This window comes from Draconibacterium orientale, assembly GCF_900111425.1.
Classification (GTDB): Bacteria; Bacteroidota; Bacteroidia; order Bacteroidales; family Prolixibacteraceae; genus Draconibacterium; species Draconibacterium orientale.
This window is the reverse complement of the sequence record NZ_FOHT01000025.1, coordinates 38,552-61,721: the sequence shown is the minus strand read 5'-3', so window position 1 is coordinate 61,721 and position 23,170 is coordinate 38,552. Positions and strand designations below refer to the sequence as shown.

Annotated in this window: 22 protein-coding genes and 2 pseudogenes; 8 read left to right on the top strand and 16 right to left on the bottom strand. The window is 40.4% G+C overall.

Annotation, left to right across the window (positions count from 1 at the left end; all coding sequences use genetic code 11):
- The first annotated feature begins 13 nt into the window (after nucleotides 1-13).
- A complete protein-coding gene (locus tag BMW53_RS14055) occupies nucleotides 14-457 on the top strand; it encodes a DUF2147 domain-containing protein (protein ID WP_038564030.1) in 444 nt (147 codons plus the stop codon).
- Between the two features lie 300 nt (nucleotides 458-757).
- Here BMW53_RS14055 and BMW53_RS14050 read toward each other — a convergent pair whose 3' ends face one another.
- The 14 genes and pseudogenes from BMW53_RS14050 to BMW53_RS13980 form a co-directional block, all read right to left on the bottom strand.
- A complete protein-coding gene (locus BMW53_RS14050; RefSeq protein WP_038556639.1) occupies nucleotides 758-1,216 on the bottom strand; it encodes a hypothetical protein in 459 nt (152 codons plus the stop codon).
- 21 nt (nucleotides 1,217-1,237) lie between these two features.
- Nucleotides 1,238-1,429, bottom strand: a complete 192-nt coding sequence (locus BMW53_RS14045; protein ID WP_038556641.1) for a hypothetical protein — start codon at nucleotides 1,427-1,429, stop codon at nucleotides 1,238-1,240.
- A gap of 104 nt (nucleotides 1,430-1,533) precedes the next feature.
- Nucleotides 1,534-2,109 carry a hypothetical protein gene (locus BMW53_RS14040; RefSeq protein WP_139178172.1) on the bottom strand — a complete coding sequence of 192 codons (576 nt, stop codon included), beginning with the start codon at nucleotides 2,107-2,109 and terminating at the stop codon, nucleotides 1,534-1,536.
- 191 nt (nucleotides 2,110-2,300) lie between these two features.
- Complete coding sequence (locus BMW53_RS14035; protein ID WP_038556645.1) at nucleotides 2,301-2,855, bottom strand: REP-associated tyrosine transposase; 555 nt, start codon at nucleotides 2,853-2,855, stop codon at nucleotides 2,301-2,303.
- Between the two features lie 85 nt (nucleotides 2,856-2,940).
- Nucleotides 2,941-4,794, bottom strand: a complete 1,854-nt coding sequence (locus tag BMW53_RS14030) for a hypothetical protein (RefSeq protein ID WP_038556647.1) — start codon at nucleotides 4,792-4,794, stop codon at nucleotides 2,941-2,943.
- The gene (locus BMW53_RS14025; protein ID WP_051567653.1) at nucleotides 4,784-5,569 is read right to left on the bottom strand and encodes an ion transporter; all 786 of its coding nucleotides are present in this window, start codon (nucleotides 5,567-5,569) and stop codon (nucleotides 4,784-4,786) included. The genes BMW53_RS14030 and BMW53_RS14025 overlap by 11 nt, the downstream gene beginning before the upstream one ends.
- 952 nt (nucleotides 5,570-6,521) lie before the next feature.
- On the bottom strand, nucleotides 6,522-7,406 hold the full coding sequence (locus tag BMW53_RS14020; protein ID WP_038556649.1) for a carbon-nitrogen hydrolase: 885 nt from the start codon (nucleotides 7,404-7,406) through the stop codon (nucleotides 6,522-6,524).
- 5 nt (nucleotides 7,407-7,411) lie between these two features.
- Complete coding sequence (locus BMW53_RS14015) at nucleotides 7,412-8,455, bottom strand: agmatine deiminase family protein (protein ID WP_038556650.1); 1,044 nt, start codon at nucleotides 8,453-8,455, stop codon at nucleotides 7,412-7,414.
- Between the two features lie 239 nt (nucleotides 8,456-8,694).
- Nucleotides 8,695-8,973 (bottom strand): annotated as a pseudogene (locus tag BMW53_RS14010) (response regulator); the annotation flags it as partial.
- Between the two features lie 101 nt (nucleotides 8,974-9,074).
- A pseudogene (locus tag BMW53_RS21510) lies at nucleotides 9,075-9,382 on the bottom strand (sensor histidine kinase).
- 34 nt (nucleotides 9,383-9,416) lie between these two features.
- Nucleotides 9,417-9,707: a hypothetical protein gene (locus BMW53_RS13995; RefSeq protein ID WP_038556654.1), complete on the bottom strand. Its 291-nt coding sequence runs from the start codon at nucleotides 9,705-9,707 to the stop codon at nucleotides 9,417-9,419.
- A 212-nt stretch (nucleotides 9,708-9,919) separates the two neighbouring features.
- On the bottom strand, nucleotides 9,920-12,316 hold the full coding sequence (locus BMW53_RS13990; protein ID WP_256999119.1) for a GH92 family glycosyl hydrolase: 2,397 nt from the start codon (nucleotides 12,314-12,316) through the stop codon (nucleotides 9,920-9,922).
- Nucleotides 12,317-12,776: 460 nt separating this feature from the next.
- On the bottom strand, nucleotides 12,777-14,147 hold the full coding sequence (locus BMW53_RS13985) for a DUF4270 domain-containing protein (RefSeq protein WP_038556658.1): 1,371 nt from the start codon (nucleotides 14,145-14,147) through the stop codon (nucleotides 12,777-12,779).
- 201 nt (nucleotides 14,148-14,348) lie between these two features.
- Nucleotides 14,349-15,149: a glycogen/starch synthase gene (locus BMW53_RS13980; protein WP_038556660.1), complete on the bottom strand. Its 801-nt coding sequence runs from the start codon at nucleotides 15,147-15,149 to the stop codon at nucleotides 14,349-14,351.
- Between the two features lie 149 nt (nucleotides 15,150-15,298).
- Here BMW53_RS13980 and panC point away from each other — a divergent pair, with 149 nt between their 5' ends.
- Together panC and panD are read left to right on the top strand one after the other, a co-directional pair.
- The gene (gene panC / locus BMW53_RS13975; RefSeq protein ID WP_038556662.1) at nucleotides 15,299-16,135 is read left to right on the top strand and encodes a pantoate--beta-alanine ligase; all 837 of its coding nucleotides are present in this window, start codon (nucleotides 15,299-15,301) and stop codon (nucleotides 16,133-16,135) included.
- A gap of 19 nt (nucleotides 16,136-16,154) precedes the next feature.
- Nucleotides 16,155-16,505: an aspartate 1-decarboxylase gene (panD, locus tag BMW53_RS13970; protein ID WP_038556664.1), complete on the top strand. Its 351-nt coding sequence runs from the start codon at nucleotides 16,155-16,157 to the stop codon at nucleotides 16,503-16,505.
- A 143-nt stretch (nucleotides 16,506-16,648) separates the two neighbouring features.
- Here panD and BMW53_RS13965 read toward each other — a convergent pair whose 3' ends face one another.
- Entirely contained in the window at nucleotides 16,649-17,347 is a 699-nt protein-coding gene (locus BMW53_RS13965) for a hypothetical protein (RefSeq protein WP_139178168.1), read from the bottom strand.
- Nucleotides 17,348-17,403: 56 nt separating this feature from the next.
- Entirely contained in the window at nucleotides 17,404-17,949 is a 546-nt protein-coding gene (locus tag BMW53_RS13960; RefSeq protein ID WP_038556668.1) for a hypothetical protein, read from the bottom strand.
- Nucleotides 17,950-18,434: 485 nt separating this feature from the next.
- On the opposite strand from BMW53_RS13960, the gene rfaE2 reads away from it, so the two are divergent.
- The 5 genes from rfaE2 to dusB all read left to right on the top strand — a co-directional run bounded on the left by rfaE2 (nucleotide 18,435) and on the right by dusB (nucleotide 23,166).
- Nucleotides 18,435-18,914, top strand: coding sequence for a D-glycero-beta-D-manno-heptose 1-phosphate adenylyltransferase (gene rfaE2 / locus BMW53_RS13955; RefSeq protein ID WP_038556670.1), 480 nt, complete (start codon nucleotides 18,435-18,437; stop codon nucleotides 18,912-18,914).
- Between the two features lie 65 nt (nucleotides 18,915-18,979).
- Complete coding sequence (gene radA, locus BMW53_RS13950; RefSeq protein WP_038556671.1) at nucleotides 18,980-20,338, top strand: DNA repair protein RadA; 1,359 nt, start codon at nucleotides 18,980-18,982, stop codon at nucleotides 20,336-20,338.
- Nucleotides 20,339-20,510: 172 nt separating this feature from the next.
- Entirely contained in the window at nucleotides 20,511-20,894 is a 384-nt protein-coding gene (locus tag BMW53_RS13945) for a DUF4296 domain-containing protein (protein WP_038556674.1), read from the top strand.
- Between the two features lie 11 nt (nucleotides 20,895-20,905).
- Nucleotides 20,906-22,096, top strand: coding sequence for an amidohydrolase family protein (locus BMW53_RS13940; RefSeq protein ID WP_168136396.1), 1,191 nt, complete (start codon nucleotides 20,906-20,908; stop codon nucleotides 22,094-22,096).
- A gap of 53 nt (nucleotides 22,097-22,149) precedes the next feature.
- Nucleotides 22,150-23,166 (top strand): tRNA dihydrouridine synthase DusB, encoded by a 1,017-nt coding sequence (gene dusB / locus BMW53_RS13935; protein ID WP_217642954.1) that lies wholly within the window; start codon nucleotides 22,150-22,152, stop codon nucleotides 23,164-23,166.
- Nucleotides 23,167-23,170: the final 4 nt, after the last annotated feature.

Below are 23,170 nucleotides of genomic sequence, written 5' to 3'. Positions count from 1 at the left end.
AAAATCAGACATTATGAAAAAGCTTGTAATTCTTTTTTTCCTTGGAGTTTATGCTTTGGCAGGTTTGGCGCAAGAGGCCGATCAAATTGTTGGCGTTTGGTGGAATGATGAAAAGACAACCAAAATTGAAGTTGAAAAACAGGATGGAAAGTACATTGGTACCATCGTTTATATGATTCCTGAAAAATATGAAAACGGAGCGCCTCCAAAGGACGATGAAAATCCGGATCCGGCATTACGTGAGCGCTCGGTGGTGGGCATACAAATTCTGAATGGTTTTGAGTATGATGCTAAAAAAGAAGAGTGGAGCAACGGCACTATTTACGACCCGAAATCGGGAAAAACCTACGATTGCTACAGCTGGATGGAAAACGATGATGTGCTGAAACTTAAAGGTTTTGTTGCCGGAATTCGCATGCTGGGCCGTAGTTCGGAGTGGTACAGAACAACTTTGTAGTAGTTGGGTTGTAATTTGGGCTTTAAAGTAATTAGCAAAATAGAGGATTGCTTCATTTCACTGCATTGCTTTGGCAACGATATTTCTTTCACAGAAAAAGAGAACCCACTTGTATAATAAGTAGCAATCCGGCAAACGACGGACGGGTACCGAAGTGATCCTTGTATTACAAAAGTGGATTCTGGATACTAGATACCGGATGCCCAGGCGCTGCGGTCGGGATTGCGCTTCGCTTAACTGGATGCTGGATACAAATGACTAATGACTGGTGGCTAGTGACTAGTGACTAGTGGCTAGTGGCTAGTGGCTAGTGTTTACAATCTCATCAATTTTTGATTTTACTATTGAACACCCAATAAAATATGTAATTGTTGAAAATAGTAACCCAATAAGCATTGCGATTAGTATCATCGAACTGGCAAATCCGGCAAGCAAGCCGATTAACAGTCCAATGGAGATGGATAAAAACAATAATGCATCCAATTTAACTTCCCAAAATATTCTGATTTTTGCTGCATCAATTCTTTCAATCCGAATTAACCCCTCTCTTACTATTTTCATCGCTTCGAATTTATTCTGCCCGGAATGTGTTGTATTTCTCACCATTCGTTTGAATTTTATCGTGTCGTTTTGAATTTCCGATTTGGCCTCAAAGTTTCTTAACGTTTCCTGAATTTGTTTTTTGAAGGAATCAATATATAAATCTGAATTTACATCTATTGTCCTTTCTTCTGTGTTCGAATATTTTAGCAGGTTCATATACTTTCGATTTTTATAATGTCAAGCGCTTTGTTTTTCTTTTGTGTTCAGCTTTTTCAGTTCTTCCAGTATCTCCTTTTGAAGGTTTATAACATCGGTAATCCTTAATATCCAGGCGCCGAGCCATCTTAAAACAAAGATTACGATTACCGGAACAACTAATATTACTATAAATGGTCCAACCGACCATGCTATCTCTTTAAATACTTCCATAATTGATATTTAGGTTTTTAATTTTCATTCGTAGTGTTTAATCTTTCGGTTGTTTAAATCGAAGCACCGCTTACAAATCGGCGCTAGCGGGGAGCGGAACTGTTCTATTCGCTAATGCTCCATTTCCACCAGATTTTTGCTTCGCCGGTTGAAAATTCGGTATGGCGTTCGACTTTAACTCCGGGCTTAAACTCGCTGCCAAACCGCTCGTCCATGCTTACAAATCCCATATCGCGGTCTTTAATGGTACTAAGAACATTCCCAATCATCGGAAATGCTTTTTTAGCCACAACAAGCCATGGAATACCTGATCCCATAATATCTGTTACAATCTCGAAAGCATCGCCGCCTAGTGTCTTTTTAAGGTCGGTTAGTGCATCACCTATATTACGTGTAGTTTTTCTGCTTTGCCGCAGGTAAACGCGGGCTTTTATTTTTTTATCTGCCGGAAATTCGCGTTCGATTACAAACATTCCGTCGGCTCCCGGACTTCCTTCCGGTTCGAAGTTGATGATATTCTCCTTGTTGGGTTTTAGCCTGAGGTAAGGATCAGGAAAAGTTGAAACTATCATTTTATCGTTATCCGCCGGATGTTCGGCAACCATAATAAAATACAGTCTCCATCTTTCTCTGCCTTTAAGAATCTGAAGTTTGGAGAATTCCAGGGTAATTGATTTCATAATTTTTTAGTTTTTTGGTTTTTATTCGTTGTGTTTTGTCGTTACAAACTTAGTGGACTTGAGATTGAACGCTGAGGACGCTGATTTTGCTGATTATCGCTGAATGGTTTAGTGCGCGTCAGAAATTTTGTCGTTGTAAACGACAGCTTGTTTTCTCTGCGCTGCCGCGCGATTGTATCGCGTGGTTATTATTATTTCACGACTATCACATCGTCTAAAATCCCTTTTTCTCCAGCATAATCGGCAGCACTGCTATACAAGTAATCTTCCGGTCTGAACACCAATCCTTCTTCAACAGGATTGTTATGAATGTAGTCAATCTTCTCGTCGATTACTTTGGCACTCCATAATTCAACCGGATTATTATCATGCCTCCAAAACTGGTAGTTACTTACATTGGATGATTTGCTTCCCGCTTTCTGAAAATGCTGCAATAATAATTTCTTTCTACTTTCCTGAGGATTATCGGTTATCGCCTGAACGATTGCTTTACTGGTAAATCGCTTGAAGTCTCCCAGTAGCAGTTCAGGCTTCTGTTCTCCCGAACTTCTAAAAACCAAATGAATATGGCTTGACATTATACACCAGGCAAAAATCTCCATCGCTTTCTCTTTCTGACAATATCGCAAACTGTCGACAACTATCTTTTTGTATTCATTTCTGATAAAGACATCTAACCAATCAACTACTGCAAAACTTACAAAATACACACCGTCGGGGTTATAGAATTTGTAATTACGACTCATAATATTGTGGCAAAATTAATTCTACAACTACTTTAAATGGCTCTTACCACGCGATACAATCGCGCGGGAGCAGGGAGTTAAGAATCTATTTTTTTATTGCTTTTAAAATTCTTTCTTCTTTAATCAAAACATCCTTCATTAACAGCTGATATGGAAATTGTTTGTGTTTTGATTCTCTGAATCCTTCAAGGATATTAACCAATGAGCCCGCTGTTATTAACGATAAATTTATTTCGAATTCTAAATCACAGTCATTAACAAAATCATCGCTAAAATCTGGTGCAACAAGTAACGATTTTACCACATTTAAACCGTTCTTTTTTGCCAGGTCAACGTATGATTTTATTTGTCTTGAAACAGAACTGAATTTATTATATCCGCTTTCTTTAATAGTTTTGCACTCAACAATTATTACATCGTTATTTCCCAAATTTAAAACAAGGTCAATTTTGTTTTTTGTAGTATTCAGTTTTTTCTTTAGGGATTCATCAACATTGAAACCAAGTTGTTCGAATATTTTTTGCGTAATACATTCAAACTTTAAACCCAATTCACTTTCTTTTATCGTTATTCCATTCTCCTTCAATAAATTCAGGTTCCTAAAACCAATTGCAACATAGTTTTCAATTAGTAAATTCTCAGCATCTTTATAAGCATCTAAAATATTAAGAACCAAATCTCCTCTTGATTTTAACTCTTTGGCTGCGATAAATGATTTCAAATCTTCAACCGATAAAATGTCGAGAACATCTCTCGGTTTTATGTTGAAATCCAACAGTGTGGCACTATTCAAGTTCGTTTCTTCGGGCATCTCAAATTCAGTGAGCACCAATTTTCTAAACGATTTTAATTCGTCATTTATTTCTAAAAGTAATTTTTCGTAGCCCTCCACTGAAATTCCGACTTTTTCATCGAGTTCAATTTCATTGAAATAACTTATAATATTTTCAATCTTTTCTTCAAGCGTACTTCCTTTTAGATTTGAGGAGATTTTTAAGCCTTTATTCCAAATGTCATTAATTGTCTTTTTTCTGTCGGTTAAGTTCGTTCCATCTTTATGTATACCATTTTTAAGTAAAGTTGAAAATGGAATTCCCTCTTTAATTATTTGTTTAATTTTTAATTCGTAATCAAGCTCTTTGGTGTCAATACTGTGTTTGCGGCAAACAAGATTTATTTGCGATTCCTTTAATGTTTTCAGAACACGTCGGTAATATTTGTCTGCTATTTCTTTCTTTCTGACTTTACGCAAAACCCGAACTACTTCATCTGCAACGTAAATCAAATTATTTTTCCTTGAATAAAAGATAACTCCAATATTTTTCAAAAAGGTTGTTATGTTTTCAATGTCGGACTTGTCTGGCGGAATTATCAAATAGTTTATCAATTTTACTTCTTCCTGGGATAAATCCAATTGATTGGTTAGTGTGAGTAAAATTGATAATTCGTCATCTGTAATTTTTGACTCTCGGTTGTTCTGATAATCGTTATTGTAAGCAGTTTCCACACATGCTTTGTAAATTAAATAATCACGTTTTCTTGTTTCAGAAATTTCAGATTTATCCGATTCAAGTTGTATTTTTAGTTCTTTGGTTCTCTTTTTAATTTTTGCTATTTCCTTTTCGTAAAGTCGGGCAAACCAGTCTTGTTTCAAAATGTTATTACCATCTTTTATAATGATATCGATTAAAATATCCAATTGCGAGGTTGTATTAATAAACTCGGCTTTAATCGTTTCTGCAAATTCGTCTTTAATCAGGTCAAAAACTTTGGCAATATTAATACTGTCAACACTTTTCAAGTTATCACTACTGTCAGAAAGAATTTTATCGATTTCCTTGCTGTTTTTAGGATTGCTTGATTTTATGTTGTCGATAATTTTTAAGAATGAGTTTTTTTCAAGTGAGTTAACACTGTCGAGGATTTTTTCAAGTTTCATTAGTATTGATTTTTGTTAGTATTTCGGTTATTTTAGAATCAAGGTCATCAATTTTTCTTTCCAATTCATCGTTATTGTCGCTAACCATTGAATCCACGAAGATGGAATTCACAATTGAAAGGCCAAATATTCCTCCTGTTAGCACAACAAAAATGAAATAGAGATAAGTAAAAAATATGGCTGTTTCTGAATAATTCTTTATTATTTGTTCGGGAATTTCAAACCAACCTTCAACGGTGAAAATCTTAAATGTAGAATAAAGAGCAACTAAGGGATTTTTAAAATATTCGGAACCGCTGTTCTGAAAAAGATAAAACGAAAGTACACCGATAATAAAAATGTAAATGACAAAACCTAAAAACACAAATACCGAAGCTTTCATCGCTCTTTGAACTCCAGCAACTAATTCGCCAACGTTTGGGATGAATTTAAAAAACCGGAAAGCTTTAAAAACCCGCATTATTCGGAATACAAGCAAGAAACTAAAATCAATGATATTTAAATTGAAAATGAAAGTTATCAATGCTGGAATTGAAAGCAAAATGAGAACAAAATCGAGTTTATTCCAATTGGACCCGAAATAGCCTTGAAATCCAAACTCCTTGCATTTAAAAATCAATTCGAGCATAAATAATGCTGTAATTGAATTATCAATAATTGCCAAAATTTGCTGGTCGCTTTCAGATAGGAAGTATGAATTAATAAATAATATTACGGAGTTCAAAAGAATGAGTCCGAGAATAAATTTATCATTTAAGAAAAGCTTTTTAATCATTTCAATTGAGCATTATTGATTTCTAATATATATTGATTGCGTGATAATAGTTACGCTTATAGTGCTTCTATAATCTCAATCCCTGGGGTGGCAAAAATCTATCGCTGCTAATCGTTCTGGGTGTCACCGGGTTAGGGGAAGCCAATTTAATAATAATTATTATATAATGGAAATTTGTAGTTGATTTACATTCTCTTTACTGTCTCTTGCGTCGAGAAGGGCGGGACAATTGGCCGGAGTTTTAATTCGCTGCGTTCTACAGGAAAGCCGGGATTAAAGAAAGATTGCTTCTCCCGATTCGTTTTACTCATCGGGATCGCAAGGACGATTTGGTTGATAAGCAGCAGCCGTGGACAAGAAGTATAAAGTGGAAACAAGTTCGTTGCCGTCCGCGGCATTCGGTACAACAAAAGCCGTCATCACGAGGGAGCAGTCCGGCAAACGACGGACAGCAACCGAAGTGATCCTTGTATTACAAGAGTGGATTCTGGATGCTAGATACTGGATGCCCCGACGCTGCGGTCGGGATTGCGCTTCGCTTGACTGGATGCTGGATTAAAGAGCGATTGCTTCTCCCGATTCGTTTTACTCATCGGGATCGCAAGGACAATTTGGTTGATAAGTAGCAGCCGCGGACAAGAAGTATTAAGTGAAAACAAGTTAGTTGCCGTCCGCGGCATTCGGTACAACAAAAGCCGGCATCACGAGGGAGCAGTCAGGCAAACGACGGACGGAAACCGAAGTGATCCTTGTATAACAAGAGTGGATTCTGGATACTAGATGCCGGATGCCCAGGCGCTGCGGTCGGGATTTCACTTCGCGCAACTGGATACTGGATACAAATGGCTAATGACTAGTGACTAGTGACCAGTGGCTAATGACTAGTATCTAGTTCAAATGTAAAATATTCAATAATGAATTTCCAACTTATGGATCCATTGGATAAAACTCCTTAATCGCGGTAACGTTTCAACAGATCGTTGTAGGCATCAATGCGGCGGTCACGGAGGAAAGGCCAGATACGGCGCACATCTTCGGTGCGTTTGCGGTCGATTTCCACCACTTCAATTTGCTCGTCGTGTGCCGACAGCTGTTTAATAAATTCGCCCTGCGGACCTGCAACAAATGAATTGCCCCAAAACTCGATTCCGTTTCCTGTTCCGGTAGCATCAGGTTCAAAACCGGTGCGGTTAACGCTGATCACAGGCAGGCCGTTGGCCACGGCATGTCCGCGTTGCGAAATAATCCAGGCATCCAGCTGGCGGGCTTTTTCGTCGTCGGTATCGGCCGGATCCCAACCAATAGCGGTAGGATAAATAAGCACTTCTGCTCCGGCCAGTGCCATTAAACGCGCCCCTTCAGGGTACCACTGATCCCAGCAAACCAGCAAGCCAAGCCGACCAACCGAAGTGTCTATCGGTTCAAAACCCATATCGCCCGGTGTAAAGTAAAATTTTTCGTAAAACCCGGGATCGTCGGGAATGTGCATTTTGCGGTATTTCCCGGCCATCGATCCGTCTTTCTCAAAAACCACAGCAGTGTTGTGGTACAATCCGGCAGCACGTTTCTCGAACAGCGAAGTAACCAACACCACGCCATTCTCTTTCGCTGCTGCGGCAAATATTTCGGTATCTTTTCCGGGAATCGGTTCGGCCAGATCAAAAAGGTTAACATCCTCCACCTGACAAAAATAAAGGCTGGCATGCAACTCCTGCAACACCACCAATTCAGCACCCATTTCGGCACATCGCTGAATGGCCTTTAAACTGTTTTGCGTGTTCTCGTTTTTGTTGCCCGAACGTTTCTGTTGTATGATCCCTACTTTTAATTTGCTCATGATTTCTAATTTTCAATATTTAACCCAACCGCTCCCGGATACTGCATGGTGACGCAGTGTAACGATCCGTGTTGTTCGATCAATACCCTGCAATTTATTGGAATTATTTCTTTTTCAGGAAAAATCTGCTGCAAAATATCGACGGCTTCGGCATCTTGTTTTAACCCGTACACCGGAAGCAAAACCGCACCGTTGATAAGGGTGAAATTTGCATAAGTTGCCGGTAAGCGATTCCCCTCTTCATCAAAACAAGGATCGGCAAACGGAAGTTCAACCAGTTTGTAAGGCCTTCCATCGTTGGTAGTAAACCGTTTCAGTTCGGCTTTCATTTTTTGCAGCGCCTCGAAATGCTCGTCTTCCGGGTCGTTACATCCAACGTAGGCAATCGTATTTTCGTTGCACAGGCGGGCAAGTGTATCGATATGCGAATCGGTGTCGTCGCCAGCCAGGTAACCGTTGCTGAGCCACAAAATGCGTTTTGCTCCAAAATTCTGTTTCAGTATAGCCTCAATTTCTTGTTGAGCATACTGCGGGTTGCGGTTCTCTTCGAGCAAACATTCGGTGGTAGTAAGAATCGTTCCTAAGCCATCGCTTTCAATGGAGCCACCTTCCAACACAAAATCGAAGCTCTTTAGTTCGCAATGCTGAAGAATGCCCTGCCCGAACAAACTTTTCGTGATCAGATTGTCCTGTCCGGCTTCGAACTTTTTCCCCCAGCCGTTAAAAATATAATCCTGAACAATGGCTTTTCCATTCTCAAGAACGGTAATTCCACTGTGGTCGCGTGCCCAGGTATCGTTCGATGGAGCTTCAACAAAATAAACATTCGCAGTATTTCGGAAATAAGCATGAACACGTTTCACATTGTCGCAAACCACCAATACTTTTTGAAATCGGGCAGCAGCTTCAATTATATCCACAAAACAGGCACTGGCTTGGTCTAAAAGATAAGCCCAATCGCTGTGGGGATGCGGAAACGTAAGTTGTAAAAACGACTGCGGCTCCCACTCGGCGGGCAAACGCAGCCATTGATCGGATGAATTATTCATGCTTTTTTCTGTAATCTTTCGGCCTCAAAAATAAAACGAAATTACACAGCTTCAGCTTTTGGGTGAAAGTTTCTCCAATATTTTACGCAAGGTTTGCTGGATGCTGGATGCTGGATGCTGGATACCAGATACTGGATACTGGATATTGGATACTGGTTACTTCTATCAACCCGTAGATTTCGCCTCGCAAAAAACAAAACTCAGGGGGTGCGGAGGCGGGGGCAACACTACCGGAACACTTAACTCCCGGCAGTGTTGTTAACGTATTTTAGAACCAGTTGCTCGATTGCTTTTTTGTCGAAAGGTTTTAGCCAGTAATCAACGATTTCGCCGTTATCCAGGGCGGTTAAAATTTCGGGACATTGCTGGTGCCCCGATAAAATGCTGCAGGGAATATTTTCGCGCACATTTTTAATGTTTCGAATAAACTCCAGGCCATCCATTTCGGGCATTCGCATGTCAGAGATTACAAATTTTATGTCCGGTTCGGTGGTAAATATCTCCAGACCTTTCGCGCCGCTGTCGGCAGTTTATACCTCAAAAACTTTCGAGAAGGTTAATTGAAAAACGGTGATATTCATTTTCTCATCGTCCACATAAAGAATTTTGGGTTTGTTTTTCATGTTGCGTCCTTTTTTTCTGGTAACATAACTGTTACCGTTGTTCCTTTGTTTACTTCCGACTCAAATTCGAGGCTCCCACCGTGTTCGTTACTTATAACAAAAACAATAGAAAGACCTAAGCCGGTTCCTTTCCCGGGGTCTTTTGTGGTGTAAAACGGATCGGTGATTTTTTTATAGCGTCCTTTTCTATCCCCTCTCCTGAGTCGGAGATTGTAATGATTAAATGGTTATTTTCTTTCTTTGTATTTATCCAAATTTTTCCTTTTTCGTTAATGGCCTGTTCGGCACAATTAAGAATATTCAAAAAAACGTGATCAAAATATTACGAAAAGTAACAACTAATTCGCTAAAATAGTTTTTGGAACTCTCAATTTAGTTGTTAGCTGGCTTTGCAGCACTATCAGGTTGCTGTCGCGGATTTCAAGAATATTACATTCTTCGCTTTTAGCCAGGACATTACGGCTAAACCAACTGTGGCTTATTACAAGGCAGGCAAAACGCACTACTCCTATCGTAATGGCATCAAAATCATTTTCACCAGGCTCATCGATCCGAAAATCTTCAAAAAAAATCTGACCGAGCGAGGTTTTAGCTTCTTTTGTTATTCCGCAGGTATCTTTTTGCAACATCGTCGAACTCTCTGGAGGCTAGCCACTTATACGCAAAATCTGCTTACCCGATAAATTCGAATGCATTGACCAATTACAGTAATGCGTTTTTCAACGGTTTTAATTTTGAGAATTAGCTCAGTTCGAATTAATTTTTTTCAACCCGTGAAGACTTCTGCTCGCTGTTTATGCTAATTACGCCAGCCGGCACAACTTTTGAAGCAACGAATAACCTACTTTGTTGCCCGATCGCTCATTTCAAATACCAAATCTCCACCTTTTATTAAATCGAGGTGTGAGATTTTTGTTCCTTCAATTTCCTTACCGTTTAAGGTAACTTTACTAACGTAAACATTCTGTTCGCTTTGATTTTTGGCTGTTATGGTCAGCTGTTTGCCATTCTCAAATGAAACCACTGCTTTTTTCACGGAAGGACTTCCCAACTCGTAGTATTCCGATCCGGGAGCCAGCGGATAAAAGCCCAAACTGTTAAAGATGTACCAGGCACTCATTTGTCCGGCATCGTCGTTCCCACACAAACTATTTACTTCAGCACCGTACATTGTTTTCATAATCATACGCACACGGCTTTGGGTTTTGTAGGGCTCGCCGGTGTAATTGTACAAAAACGGAATATGATGCCCCGGTTCGTTGCCATGCACATAATTTCCGATCATTCCGTCGCGGGTAATATCTTCGTTCTTTTCAATGTATTTATCGTCCAGATCCATGGTAAACAACGAATCAAGCATACCCGACAAACGTTTTTCACCGCCCATTAGCTGCACCATATCTTCTACCTGGTGCGGAACATACAAACCGTAATTCCAGGCATTGCCTTCTATAAATCCTTGTCCGTGTGTGTCCAGCGGATCAAATTCTTTTTTGAACTCGCCATTTGAGTATTTAGGGCGCATAAAACCAATAGTAGAATCGTAAACTTCTTTATAAGCATTTGACCGTTCCAAAAACTCATTTTCAACAGCTGCATTCCCGGTATTTTTGGCAATCTGCGCAATACACCAATCGTCGAAGGCATATTCCAGCGTTTTCGATACCGAGTACGAACTTTTGTCCTCGGGAACAAAACCATATTTCATATAATCGCCAATTCCATGAAAATAAGAAACTTTTGCGGTTGTAACAGAAGCATCCAACGCACACTTACGGTCAAAATCACCCACTCCTTTTACTACAGCATCGGCTAAAACAGTAGTGGAATGGTAGCCGATCATACACCAGTTTTCGTTGGCATAATGGCTCCAAACCGGTAACATGTGGTGCACACTCTGGTCGTAATGCGCCAACATCGATTTAATCATGTCGTTGTTACGCGATGGCTGAACGAGGTTGAAGAAAGGATGCAAAGCACGGTAAGTATCCCATAGCGAAAAAATAGTGTAGTTGGTAAATCCTTCCGACTGGTGGATATTCTGATCGAGGCCACGGTAACTGCCATCCACATCTTCGTACACAATCGGGCTAAGGAAAGTATGATACAGCGCAGTGTAGAATGTACGCTTATCTTCATCGGAAATACTTTCCACCCGTATTTTTGCCAGTTCGTTGTTCCATTTTTGTTGCGTTTCGGCTTTTACTTTTTCAAAATCCCAATGCGGAATTTCGGCCGCCATATTTTTTAATGCACCCGCCATACTTACCGGCGACAGGGCAAATTTTACTTTTAGTTTTTCGTTTTCGGCTGTATCGAAATTAAAATACGCCCGTATATTTCGTCCGGCCATTTCCGGAAAATTTTCCTCCTGGTTAAAATACCGGTAATGCCCGTCGTAGTTATCCTCGTCGTACTTTTTGTGCCCGTAACTTTTAAACGGTTTTGAAAACTGCATGGCAAAAAATACTTTTCGCGTGCGGCCCCACCCTTTGGTTTGACGGTAACCGGTAACCAGCGAATCGTTTTCCACGCGCAAAAATGTCCACACGTTTTTCTTTTCGTAATGATAAACATTATAAACCAGGTCGAGAATAATATGTGCCTCATCGCTTTCAGGAAAAGCATATTGATGAAATCCCACTCGTTCTGATGCTGTAAGCTCAGCGTTTATACTGTAATCATCGAGTTTTACGCTGTAATAACCGGGCGCTGCATTTTCATTATCGTGCGAGAAAACCGAATAAAAGCCTTTGCTTCCGTTGTCGGTTTTTATAGGATCGAGCACCAGATCGCCCGTGGTTGGCATGACCAGAAAATCGCCCAGGTCGGAGTGCCCGGTTCCACTAAAATTGGTATGTGCAAAACCAATTATTGTGGTGTCGCGATATTGGTAGCCGGCGCAATATTCGTAGGTTTTTTTATTGTAGCTGCCATCGGCATTAAAGTAAGGCTGCATATCGGTTTGCGGCCCCAGCTGCACCATTCCAAAAGGCGCGGTAGCTCCCGGAAAAGTATGTCCCATGGTACTTGTACCCACCAGTGGATTTACAAACCGGCAAATATTTTCAACTGGTACGCTGTTGGCCGAATTCTTTTCTTTTTGATTTTTACAGGAAATGAACAGCACCAAAAGTACGGCGCAATGAAGTAGTGGTTTCATGAATACAATTTTTGTGGTTTGCCGAGAACGAAAATTCTTTCTATTCTCAGCCTTGCAAGCGGTTAAACCGTGCAATAAATTTAGTTGTTGGTTAAAGGCTGCTAAAATAAAAGTTTTCGGGGAGACAGACCTGCTACAACGCTGAATTTAAGTAAAGTTTTATTAAGCGCTCAATCGATAACAAACGATTCGTACAGCATCCACTAAATAAACATACCACCGGCATCTACGGTAAAAGTGCTTACAATTACAGGAAAAATAAACCACTATGCATTGGAAATACACTGGTTTTAAATATCGAATGAAATTCGAAGGATTAGAAACTAATGAATAATGAATATCGATTAACGATTTTTGATTAGCGATTGTAAAGAAGGTACGAGGAAATTCCTATTAGATACACTTCTGCAGTCATAATTCGTTAATTGTCATTCTATATTCAATATTTTCAAAAACTAAAATAGCTGCAATAATCCCGAAGTTCAGGAAGCAGAGTTTTAACCATTTACCAGAAAATAAAAGATTGGCTAATCGGCTAGTCTAAAAATTTTGAATAAGTGATCCGCATATCAACGCCACCCTGTTTTGCTCCTTTTAATATTACCCGGTTGGCAATATCGGCACGGCGACCTGTTGTTAGGAAAAATCCCTCGTTTCCAACAAAGTCATCATCATCAGGATCGGTTACATCGATAATACGCTGAACATGCTGCGTAATATTAAAGGTATAAGTGTAATCGCTGGTATCCAGTACACCACCGTAAAACGTAGGACTAAAGAAGTAATCAATCGGGCGGTATTCCTCGCCATCGGGTGCCACAAAGGTAAACATCAGCTGGCTTGGTGGCGGATAATTATGAATATCGCTTGCAGTGGTATCAACATGAAAAATGATTTCAGCTTTATTGATGCCCATATTTACGGAGTCTTTCCAGCTTTCAAGACCGGAAACTGTTATGCGCGATTTTAATCCTCCGGTGGGCTGCACATAAATCAGGTCGCTTTCCTCCTCTTCCTGGTCGAGATTATCCAGGAACGGTGCACCGTTGTAATCGTGTTTAAATTCGTTAACCCGCAAACTATACTGAGTTATCAGGTAAGCCTGCGATAAGGTATCGGGAGCTTCATCGTCTTCAAGCAGTATGGTATTTTCGTCGTTGTTATAATACACCAGCAACGCCGATCCCTGAAACGTACTGCTTGATGCCGTGTGCAGGGTAACCAACGAACCTTCTCCTGTAACATCAGCACTTTCGAGTAAAAGGCCTTTAAAATACTGAAGAAAAACATCGTTATTAACCATATCAAGCGAATCGGCACCAATGAGCTTTTCGCCTAAAGTATTGTCCAATGGAATGGTCAGCAACTGGTAGTTGGTATCCTGGGTTGCAGAATCCAGTTCCACTTTTGGTGTATAATCAAATTCGGCAAGCGGAATGTCCGAAGCCATCGATTTCAAATCAATATCCTGGGTGTATTCAGCATCAGGGTCGAGGTACGTTTCCATTTCGTACACTTTAACATGCTGTGTTGTAATTGTGTCGCCGTAAATATTTCGGTAAAAAAGGTACAAACGAACAGAGTCAACTACCGGATTGGTTCCAAAATCAGGAAATGAAGTCAATCGGAACTGCGTGGCATAATTGGCTGTTGTTTTTCCAAAAACCGGATCATTAAGGGTTCCCAACAGGTTTGTTGCTCCTTTATTGGAAGTAATTCCGTTTTCGTTAAATGTATAGGATGCAATTTTATCTGAAACAGAAATGTTTCGGACATTAATCAGGTCTTCGTCCGGCAGGATTTCCAATCCCAAATCGTTTTGTTCGCTGTTGCAGGCAACCAAAATGTTTACAAGAACGAATAATCCTCCAACTATTTTCAACAACTGCACTGTACTGTATTTCATGTCAATAATTCCAATTTATTTTAGGAAGCTTACCCCCTGCAGCCAATGCAATTTAGCCTGGTTAAACAGTTATGGTTACTTCTTCAATTTTCTGATTTCCGAAAAATTACACAAACATAGAAAATTACAACGAGAGCATTTCTGAAATCGCAGTAAAATTGAACTTTTTAAATATAATTTTGATTCTTTAACACCAAAGCCTTACACTTTATCGTAAAACGCATTGTAGGCATCAATGTATGTTTCTTTTGGTTGGAAATCGAGAAATAACTTTTCGTTATCTTTTATATACTTTTTAACGTCGGCATTAATCGTTTCAGTTCCCTGAATCACTGCATCCGAATAATCGATAGCCATTTTGCTTACGTTGGCAAAAGTTGGCTCTTCAATCATTTTTACATCGTCGGTTGTAATACCTTCAAGCAACAGTTTCTCGTTAAACTTCGGATCAAGCGTTTGCTTAAAGTCATCGTTATAAACCGAGTAAACCAGTTTTGTGTTCTTGAATAAGGGATCGTTGTAATAATACTTTTTAATGTATAAAGGCACCAACGAAGTCAGCCAGCCGTGGCAATGAATAATATCGGGTGCCCAGCGTAACTTAATTACCGTTTCGAGCACACCACGCGCGAAAAACACTGCACGTTCGTCGTTATCTTCAAACTCTTTGCCGTCGTCATCGTGCAAAACGGCTTTGCGTTGAAAATAATCTTCATTATCGATAAAATAAACCTGCATACGAGCAGCTTGTATCGACGCTACTTTTATGATAAGTGGATGATCGGCATCGTTAATCACAAGGTTCATACCCGACAAACGGATAACCTCGTGTAACTGGTTTCTACGCTCATTTACACACCCGTAACGTGGCATAAATGTTCTAATCTCTCTCCCCTGCTCCTGAACGCCCTGTGGCAGGTAACGTCCAATCTCCGACATTTCGCTTTCTGGTAAATAAGGGGTAATCTCTTGTGAAATATAAAGGATTCTTTTCTTTTCCATGAACCTATAGTGCAGTTAAAAACAGTGTGCAAAAGTAATAAAAATATGCGAATAGACAAGTTAAGTTCGTTAGTTTCAGTTACTATACTTCGGATTTGTGCTATTTTACCAATTAAAATTACTTACTTTGCAGCCGCAATTTTTAAGCTATGAAACTGGTAAGTACAATACAAGAGTTACAGACTGAAATACAGCACCTTGCCAATGGCAAAACAGTGGGTTTCGTACCCACTATGGGAGCCTTGCATGCAGGCCATATTTCGTTGGTAAAACAGGCCGTTTTGGAAAATCCGGTTGTGGTGGTAAGTATTTTTGTAAATCCAACACAATTTAACGATCCGGCCGATTTGGAACGTTATCCGCGCACCCTCGAAAACGATATGAAATTATTGGAGCTAACAGGTTGTTCAATCGTTTTTGCACCCAATGCGAAGGAGGTTTATCCCGAACCGGATAAACGTAAATTTAACTTTGGAAAATTAGAAAAAGTAATGGAAGGCAAGCATCGCCCGGGACACTTTAATGGTGTAGCACAAGTGGTTAGCCGCCTTTTCGACATGGTAAAACCTACCAAAGCCTACTTCGGATTGAAGGATTTTCAGCAATTGGCCATTGTTAAAAATATGGTGAAACAACTGCAACTTCCTGTGGAAATTGTACCTTGCGCCATTATTCGCGAAAAAAGTGGTTTGGCCATGAGCTCGCGAAATGAATTATTGACGGAAGAACAGCGGAAAAATGCAACCGTAATTTCGGAGACTTTGTTTAAAGCCAAAGAACTTAAGGGGCAGAAATCCGTACAAGAAATCACGGATTGGGTAACCGAAACGATAAACAAGAACCCTTTCCTTGATGTTGAATATTTTGAGATCGTTGACGACGAACAGCTGCAACCGGTGAAAAGCTGGGACGAAAAATCGACAAAAGTTGGATGTGTTGCTGTTTTCTGCGGAAAGATCCGATTAATTGACAATATAGTTTTTTAAGACCGAAATAAGCATAGTTATGCAAATTGAAGTGTGTAAATCGAAAATACACAAGGTTACCGTTACCGAAGCGAACCTGCAATATGTTGGAAGTATTACCATCGACGAAGATTTGATGGACGCGGCAAACCTTATTGAGAACGAAAAAGTACAGGTTGTTAATATTAACAACGGCGAGCGTTTAGAAACTTATGTAATCAGGGGTGAACGTGGAACGGGAACCATTTGTTTGAATGGCCCTGCCGCACGTAAAGTGGCGGTTGGCGATGTGGTAATTATCATTTCGTACGCCTTAATGGATTTCGAGGAAGCCAAAACATTTAAGCCAAGTTTGATCTTCCCGGATATTGAGACCAATACCGTAGTATAAAATACATTTACGATATAATTGTAAACCTCGTAGTTTTTACTGCGGGGTTTTTTATTTGAATTTCTTTTCAACAAGAACAGGGATCCGATCCGTATCATTTTAGGAAATACGGATCGGATCCTTGTTAGAACCAACGTAATTTTTTATCTCCGCTTTCCCAACGGCACTCCCAATCGAATTCCGAGTTGCAAAAACTCCGTACTACCCGAGTAATCCTCAAAAACACCTGTTTCCGAGATCGGTAATTCATTTAAACTTCTTCCTAAATCAACGTTCTCCCAACCCACATAAAACCACACGGAAAGGTCTTCGGCTATTACTTTAAACCCTACATGCAATCCCGGATACCAACTAAAAGATGACTTTGAGCTTCCAAGATAATTTTCTTCTTCGGTCTCTTCATTCCCGAAAGTGGCATTACTTTTCGAGCTCTCAAATCCCAGGTTTACATCAGCAAAAAAGAAAATAATATCAGATAATTCCTGGTAAAACCGAGGACACAGGCTAAGTGTATAATAACTGGCTTCGGTAAACAGTATGTAATCATCGCCATAAGGAACGATTTCACCACCTATGGGCTTTATTTTTTTATGAGAATTCTTTCCCGCATATCCTTTCAACTCAAAAGCAAATTTTCTGGATAGATAATACTCATAACCAGTTCCAAAATAATATCCATAATCTTCATTATCAAGCACAAATGCGTTCGTACCCATATCAAAATTTAAATGAGCAGGGAATTTTTCGTCTTGTGCATTACACGCTGAAGGATTGAGCATTTCCGTAAAAATCCCAAATAAGATTAAAATAGAAGTATTGAGCGTTGAAAAGATTTTAGCCATCAAGAATACTATTAAATATAAAAAAACTGTGCCCAATTTGGGCACAGTTAAGAAGATCATTTTCTAAGATTATAACCGATGTTAAGCTGGAACATTGGTAAAAATCCATACTCCCCTTTCATGTCAAAATAAACATATGGTCCAACATCAAATAAAACATAAAACTGACTAAAAGCGCGCTGTATTCCCCATGTTGGCCCAAATGCATAATCCAATTCAGAAGTTCTCGAAAAACTGGAAGCCATTTCGGGACCTCGAATCAGAAGTCTTACTCCAAAGTAATTAGATGAATTATACCTTACATTTTTACCGGCACTGTTTCTTTTCGTTATGTTGTAGTAATTACGATACTGCATATCGTAAAACGGTGATAACAAATACATAAATCCCTCCCCACTGGTTTTTAAATCTTTGTACGAGCCACCATAACCGATGCCAAGATTTAAAGCGAAAGTTGATTTTTCTGACAACTTAAATTCATATTCCATTCCTGGATTAACGATTGTGAATTTAAATCCACTTTTTATTAACTCACCCTCATCTTGTCCGAATGAAATTTTCACAAAAAGAAATAATAGAAATACGAGTGTAATTTTTCTCATTTTAGTATGTTTTATAGTTTTCTGAAATTATATATTAGTTGACTTCAACAACTTTATTTCTTTCATCCTAAAACACCATTGTGTTTTATTTCCTACCTCACTTTATACTATCCTTTTCCTGAAAATTTGTATCGAAGAACAGGGGTTCTTTTAATGACGGATTAAATATAAATTGGATGTCCGCAATTGGTCACAACCAGCACGTCACCCTGAACTTGTTTCAGGGTCTTTCTTGCAAATAGTTGATTATTAGATGCGAGAGATGCTGAATCCGTCAGCTGATGGACAGCATGACTTGCTAAATAATAATTATGACATAGAACGGATAATCAAAATATAAATCAATAAATACTCTTTTTCAAAATATAATATGTTAAAAATTAGTTTAGGGGGGGATTTAGAATGAATAAAAATAATTCACACATCCTTTAAAATGCAATAGTGATACTTCAATTTAATAGTTATTTTTGACAGATATGAATCTCATGTTTAAATCAAAGATTTTTAAGGATTTTGAATCGTTTGATCCCCTGCTATCCATTTGGAAAGGCAGCAATAACACCATTGTTTTTACCAACGGTTGTTTCGATATTATTCATAACGGGCACGTTGATTCATTACACAAATCGGCAGCCTATGGCACTAAATTGATTGTTGGGCTAAACTCCGATGTGTCGGTAAAACTCTTAAAAGGCGACAAGCGCCCAATTCTGAACGAGCAGGCGCGTGCCGAAGTGCTGGCTGCCTTCGGATGTGTTGATGCGGTAATCCTTTTCGATGAAGAAACACCGGCCGAAATTATTGCAAAAATCATCCCCGACGTTTTGGTGAAAGGCGCCCAATACGAAATTCATGAAATTGCCGGCCACGACACCGTTCTTAATAACGGAGGAAAAGTGGAAACACTGGAATTAGTAGAAGGGATCTCCACCAGCGAAATTATTGAACGAATAAAAAACCTTTGAGAAACTTTGTGAAACCATAGTGTTCTTTGTGGTTAATTTTTCTCACAAACAAAGTAGTTTACAGAATGGCAAAAACAAAAACCATATACACCTGCCAGAATTGCGGCGCCCAATCGCCCAAATGGCTCGGAAAATGTTCCAACTGCAACGAGTGGAATACCTACGTAGAAGAGATTGTAGAAAAGAAACAATCTACCGGAAAACTTTCGGTGCAGATTTCGGGGAACCAGCCCATTACGCTCGAAAATATCGAAATGGCAAGAACCCAGCGCATTTCGGTGGGTATTGAAGAATTTAACCGGGTGCTGGGCGGCGGAATTGTTCCCGGTTCGCTGATACTTTTAGGTGGCGACCCCGGTATTGGAAAATCAACACTGGCACTTCAGCTGGCACTCGGATTAAACGGCAAAAAAATTCTCTACATTTCGGGCGAGGAAAGCCTGCAACAGATAAAATTGCGTGCCGAACGATTGAGCAATGCCAAAAGCAACTGCCTGTTTTTAAGCGAAACATCGCTGGAACATATTATCGCCCAGGGCGAACAGGCAAAACCGGAGCTGCTGATCATCGATTCCATTCAAACCATTTCAACCGAACTGATTGAATCATCACCGGGTTCGGTTGGGCAGGTTCGCGAGTGTACTTCGGCGATATTGAAATTTGCAAAAAAGAATCATGTTGCCGTGGTACTAATCGGGCACATTACAAAAGAAGGCAGCCTGGCCGGGCCAAAAGTGCTGGAGCACATGGTCGACACCGTTTTGCAATTTGAGGGCGACACCAATTATATGTACCGCATTTTGCGCTCGAATAAAAACCGATTTGGCTCCACCAACGAGCTCGGCATTTTTGAAATGCGCAGCGACGGGTTGCGCGAAATCACTAACCCATCCGAGCAGCTGATCTCAAAAGTAAACGTCGATGTAAGTGGCACTGCCATTGCCGCAACCGTAGAAGGTGTGCGGCCTTTCCTGATCGAAATTCAGGCCTTGGTTAGTTCGGCGGCTTACGGAACGCCACAGCGTTCGTCAACAGGTTTTGACCTGCGCCGCCTGAACATGCTTTTGGCCGTGCTGGAAAAACGCGCCGGTTTTAAACTCATTGCAAAAGATGTGTTCCTGAATATTGCAGGCGGACTAAAAATCAATGATCCGGCCACCGATTTAGCGGTAATTTGTTCCATTCTATCGTCGAACATCGACATTGCCATAAACCACAAAATATGTTTTGCCGGCGAGGTTGGACTAACCGGAGAAATTCGCGCCGTTAGCCGCATCGAGCAACGCATTGCCGAAGCAGCCAAACTGGGTTTCTCGCGCATTTATGTGCCAACACTGAACAAAGGTTTCGATGTTTCGAAGTTTAAAATCGATATTGTAAAAGTTAGCCGGGTAGAAGAGGTATTTAAAACAATTTTTGCGTAAAATAATTTCTCGCAGATTACGCAGATGAACGCAGAAAAACTGGACACAAGCTTATAAAATCAGCGTTATTTGCGAGATCAGCGAGAAACATTCGGTAAAACAGTGTATAAATAAGCTTTTTTAACGACCTTTTTTTGAAAAACGATTCAACAATTTATAATTTGGCAGCCAAATGAAAAATGCCTTTCTGATACTAATTATTGCGGTATTCGCATTCTCGGCGTGCGAAAACGAGATTATGCCCAAACCCGAGCATTTAATCAAGGAAAAGAAAATGATCAATATGCTGGTTGACGTGCACCTGGCTGAAGCTGCTTATAACCATATCAGGTACGACTCCGCCATGATAAACAGCCGGACCGAAAATTTCTACTATTCAGTTTTGGATAAATACGAAGTTACTGATTCGTTATTCGAGCAATCGCTGGTTTACTACGAAAGTCACCCAAAAAACTTTGAGAAAATGTATCGAAAAGTAATGAGCCGGCTGAGTGAAATGGAGCAGGAACGTTCGGGCCGGAAAGAGGAATTGCTGAAATTTGAAGAAGAAGAATAATGGCTTGTAAGGTGAGAAAAATCGCCGCTACATATATCTTCCCCGGAACAAGCTCGCCAATAAAAAACGGAATTTTAGTTTGCGACGATGATGGAACAATCATCGACATTCTCGACCGGGGCGATTTATTCCGCGAAGAGGCCGGTGTGGAATTTTACAGCGGCATATTGGCTCCCGGATTTGTAAACACCCATTGTCATTTAGAATTCTCGCACCTGCACAACAAAATAGAAAAACACATTGGTTTTAGTGGTTTTCTTGAAAAGATAAACCAATTACGAGATGAACCGGCCGACAAAGAAAAGACTATGCAAATTGCCGACCGAAAAATGTGGGCGGCAGGAATTGCAGCTGTTGCCGATGTTTCCAACTCCGAACTATCGCTTTCGGTAAAACAAAAAAGCAAAATCAACTACCATACTTTTGTTGAAGTTTTTGGCTTTCATCCATCGCGGGCAGAGCGGGCTTTTGCTAAAGCCGAGCAAGTGTATCGCTCGTTTGAAAGAGCCAACCTTTCCGCATCCATCGTTCCGCATTCGCCCTATTCTGTTTCGCAAGAGTTATTCGAAAAAGTAAAGAACCGTGCAAAAGAAAAAGGGGGGCTGTTCTCCATTCACAACCAGGAGAGCAAGGCTGAAACGGAATTCTTTATATCTGGCAAAGGTGCTATTTCCAAACATTTCAGCGTTAATTTAAAGCTCGATACCTCGCACTGGAAACCTACCGGAAAATCGTCGTTGCAATCCATTATTAACTATCTGCCAAAAGAAAATCAGCTGCTTTTGGTGCACAACACACAAACCAAAAAAGAGGATATTAAAGCTCTAAAACAGCACTGCAGCCTCGTCAATACCTTTTTTGTTTTGTGCCCGAATTCTAACCTTTTTATCGAAAATGAACTACCTCCGGTGGAACTTTTTCGGGAAGAAAAGCTGCAAATCTGTTTGGGAACCGACAGCCTGGCATCGAACACCGAACTTTCGATACTTCAGGAAATGCTTACCATTCAGCAAAATTTACCTGAAGTCCCACTGGAAGAGTTGTTGTCGTGGGCCTGCATAAACGGAGCCAAAGCCTTAAACATTTCAACTACCTTCGGATCGTTTGAGAAAGGTAAAAAACCCGGTGTAAACCTGATTACCGGCATCGATTTCAAAACCATGAAACTGACCCCAAACGCAAAAGTTAAACGCCTGATTTAAAAGAAATTCAATCCCAAATATTTTTAGCTATTTTTGCAGCAATTTTCAAAGGAATGATTAAGATTGGCAACATAGAACTGGAGGGCACTCCCCTTTTTCTGGCACCGATGGAGGATGTCACCTACAAATCGTTTAGGATGATGTGCAAAAAATTTGGTGCCGATGTAATGTACACCGAGTTTGTTTCGTCGGAGGCACTGGTGCGCGATGTGGAAAAAACCAAACAAAAAATGCACCTGTTTGAATTCGACCGCCCCGTAGCCATTCAAATTTACGGACACAACATCGATTCGATGGTTCGTGCCGCGCAGGTAGCCGAAGAATTTGAGCCCGATTTTATCGACATCAATTACGGGTGCCCCATGAAAAAAATTGTACGCCACGGTGCGGGATCGGCCATGTTAAAAGACGTGGATAAAATGCAGAAAATGACTGCCGAGATTGTTAAGGCCGTAAAAATACCCGTAACTGCAAAAACACGACTGGGCTGGTCGGCAGGAAACCTGCCCATTGTTGAAGTAGCCGAGCGCTTGCAGGATGCCGGTATTCAGGCACTGGCCATTCACGGACGTACACGCGAACAATTGTACACCGGCGAAGCCGACTGGACATTGATTGGTGAAGTAAAAAACAATCCGAAAATTCATATTCCAATTATCGGCAACGGGGATATTAACAGCGGTAAAAAAGCCAAACAACTGCTTGATGCAACAGGTGTTGATGCGTTGATGATCGGTCGTGGGGCAATTGGCCGGCCATGGTTATTTCGCGAGGTAAAACACTACCTGCAAACCGGGGAAGAACTTCCACAACCAAGCGTTATCGAGGTGGTGGATGTTTTGAAAGAACAACTCCGCTTAAACCTAGAGTGGCGCGACAATGAACGCTCAGGAATTTTAATGATGCGCCGCCATTTTGCCAAATATTTCCCGGGACTGCCAAATTTCAGGGAACTAAAAATTCAACTGCTGCGCGCTGAAACGAACAACGAGGTGCACGCAATTCTTGAACAAATTACCGAACAATACGGTGCATTTCAGCTCGATTTTTCAACGGCCAGCTTAAAATAGAACA

Bases quoted from the DNA above. Each gene is read 5' to 3' on its own strand.
- BMW53_RS14025 (WP_051567653.1), bottom strand. From the start codon at position 5,569: ATGATTAAAAAGCTTTTCTTAAATGATAAATTTATTCTCGGACTCATT.
- BMW53_RS14030 (WP_038556647.1), bottom strand. From the start codon at position 4,794: ATGAAACTTGAAAAAATCCTCGACAGTGTTAACTCACTTGAAAAAAAC.
- BMW53_RS14035 (WP_038556645.1), bottom strand. From the start codon at position 2,855: ATGAGTCGTAATTACAAATTCTATAACCCCGACGGTGTGTATTTTGTA.
- BMW53_RS14020 (WP_038556649.1), bottom strand. From the start codon at position 7,406: ATGAGCAAATTAAAAGTAGGGATCATACAACAGAAACGTTCGGGCAAC.
- panD (WP_038556664.1), top strand. From the start codon at position 16,155: ATGCAAATTGAAGTGTGTAAATCGAAAATACACAAGGTTACCGTTACC.
- BMW53_RS14045 (WP_038556641.1), bottom strand. From the start codon at position 1,429: ATGGAAGTATTTAAAGAGATAGCATGGTCGGTTGGACCATTTATAGTA.
- BMW53_RS14050 (WP_038556639.1), bottom strand. From the start codon at position 1,216: ATGAACCTGCTAAAATATTCGAACACAGAAGAAAGGACAATAGATGTA.
- radA (WP_038556671.1), top strand. From the start codon at position 18,980: ATGGCAAAAACAAAAACCATATACACCTGCCAGAATTGCGGCGCCCAA.
- BMW53_RS13960 (WP_038556668.1), bottom strand. From the start codon at position 17,949: ATGAGAAAAATTACACTCGTATTTCTATTATTTCTTTTTGTGAAAATT.
- BMW53_RS13965 (WP_139178168.1), bottom strand. From the start codon at position 17,347: ATGGCTAAAATCTTTTCAACGCTCAATACTTCTATTTTAATCTTATTT.
- BMW53_RS14055 (WP_038564030.1), top strand. From the start codon at position 14: ATGAAAAAGCTTGTAATTCTTTTTTTCCTTGGAGTTTATGCTTTGGCA.
- dusB (WP_217642954.1), top strand. From the start codon at position 22,150: ATGATTAAGATTGGCAACATAGAACTGGAGGGCACTCCCCTTTTTCTG.
- BMW53_RS13985 (WP_038556658.1), bottom strand. From the start codon at position 14,147: ATGAAATACAGTACAGTGCAGTTGTTGAAAATAGTTGGAGGATTATTC.
- rfaE2 (WP_038556670.1), top strand. From the start codon at position 18,435: ATGTTTAAATCAAAGATTTTTAAGGATTTTGAATCGTTTGATCCCCTG.
- BMW53_RS13945 (WP_038556674.1), top strand. From the start codon at position 20,511: ATGAAAAATGCCTTTCTGATACTAATTATTGCGGTATTCGCATTCTCG.
- BMW53_RS13980 (WP_038556660.1), bottom strand. From the start codon at position 15,149: ATGGAAAAGAAAAGAATCCTTTATATTTCACAAGAGATTACCCCTTAT.
- BMW53_RS14040 (WP_139178172.1), bottom strand. From the start codon at position 2,109: ATGAAATCAATTACCCTGGAATTCTCCAAACTTCAGATTCTTAAAGGC.
- BMW53_RS14015 (WP_038556650.1), bottom strand. From the start codon at position 8,455: ATGAATAATTCATCCGATCAATGGCTGCGTTTGCCCGCCGAGTGGGAG.
- panC (WP_038556662.1), top strand. From the start codon at position 15,299: ATGAAACTGGTAAGTACAATACAAGAGTTACAGACTGAAATACAGCAC.
- BMW53_RS13995 (WP_038556654.1), bottom strand. From the start codon at position 9,707: ATGTTGCAAAAAGATACCTGCGGAATAACAAAAGAAGCTAAAACCTCG.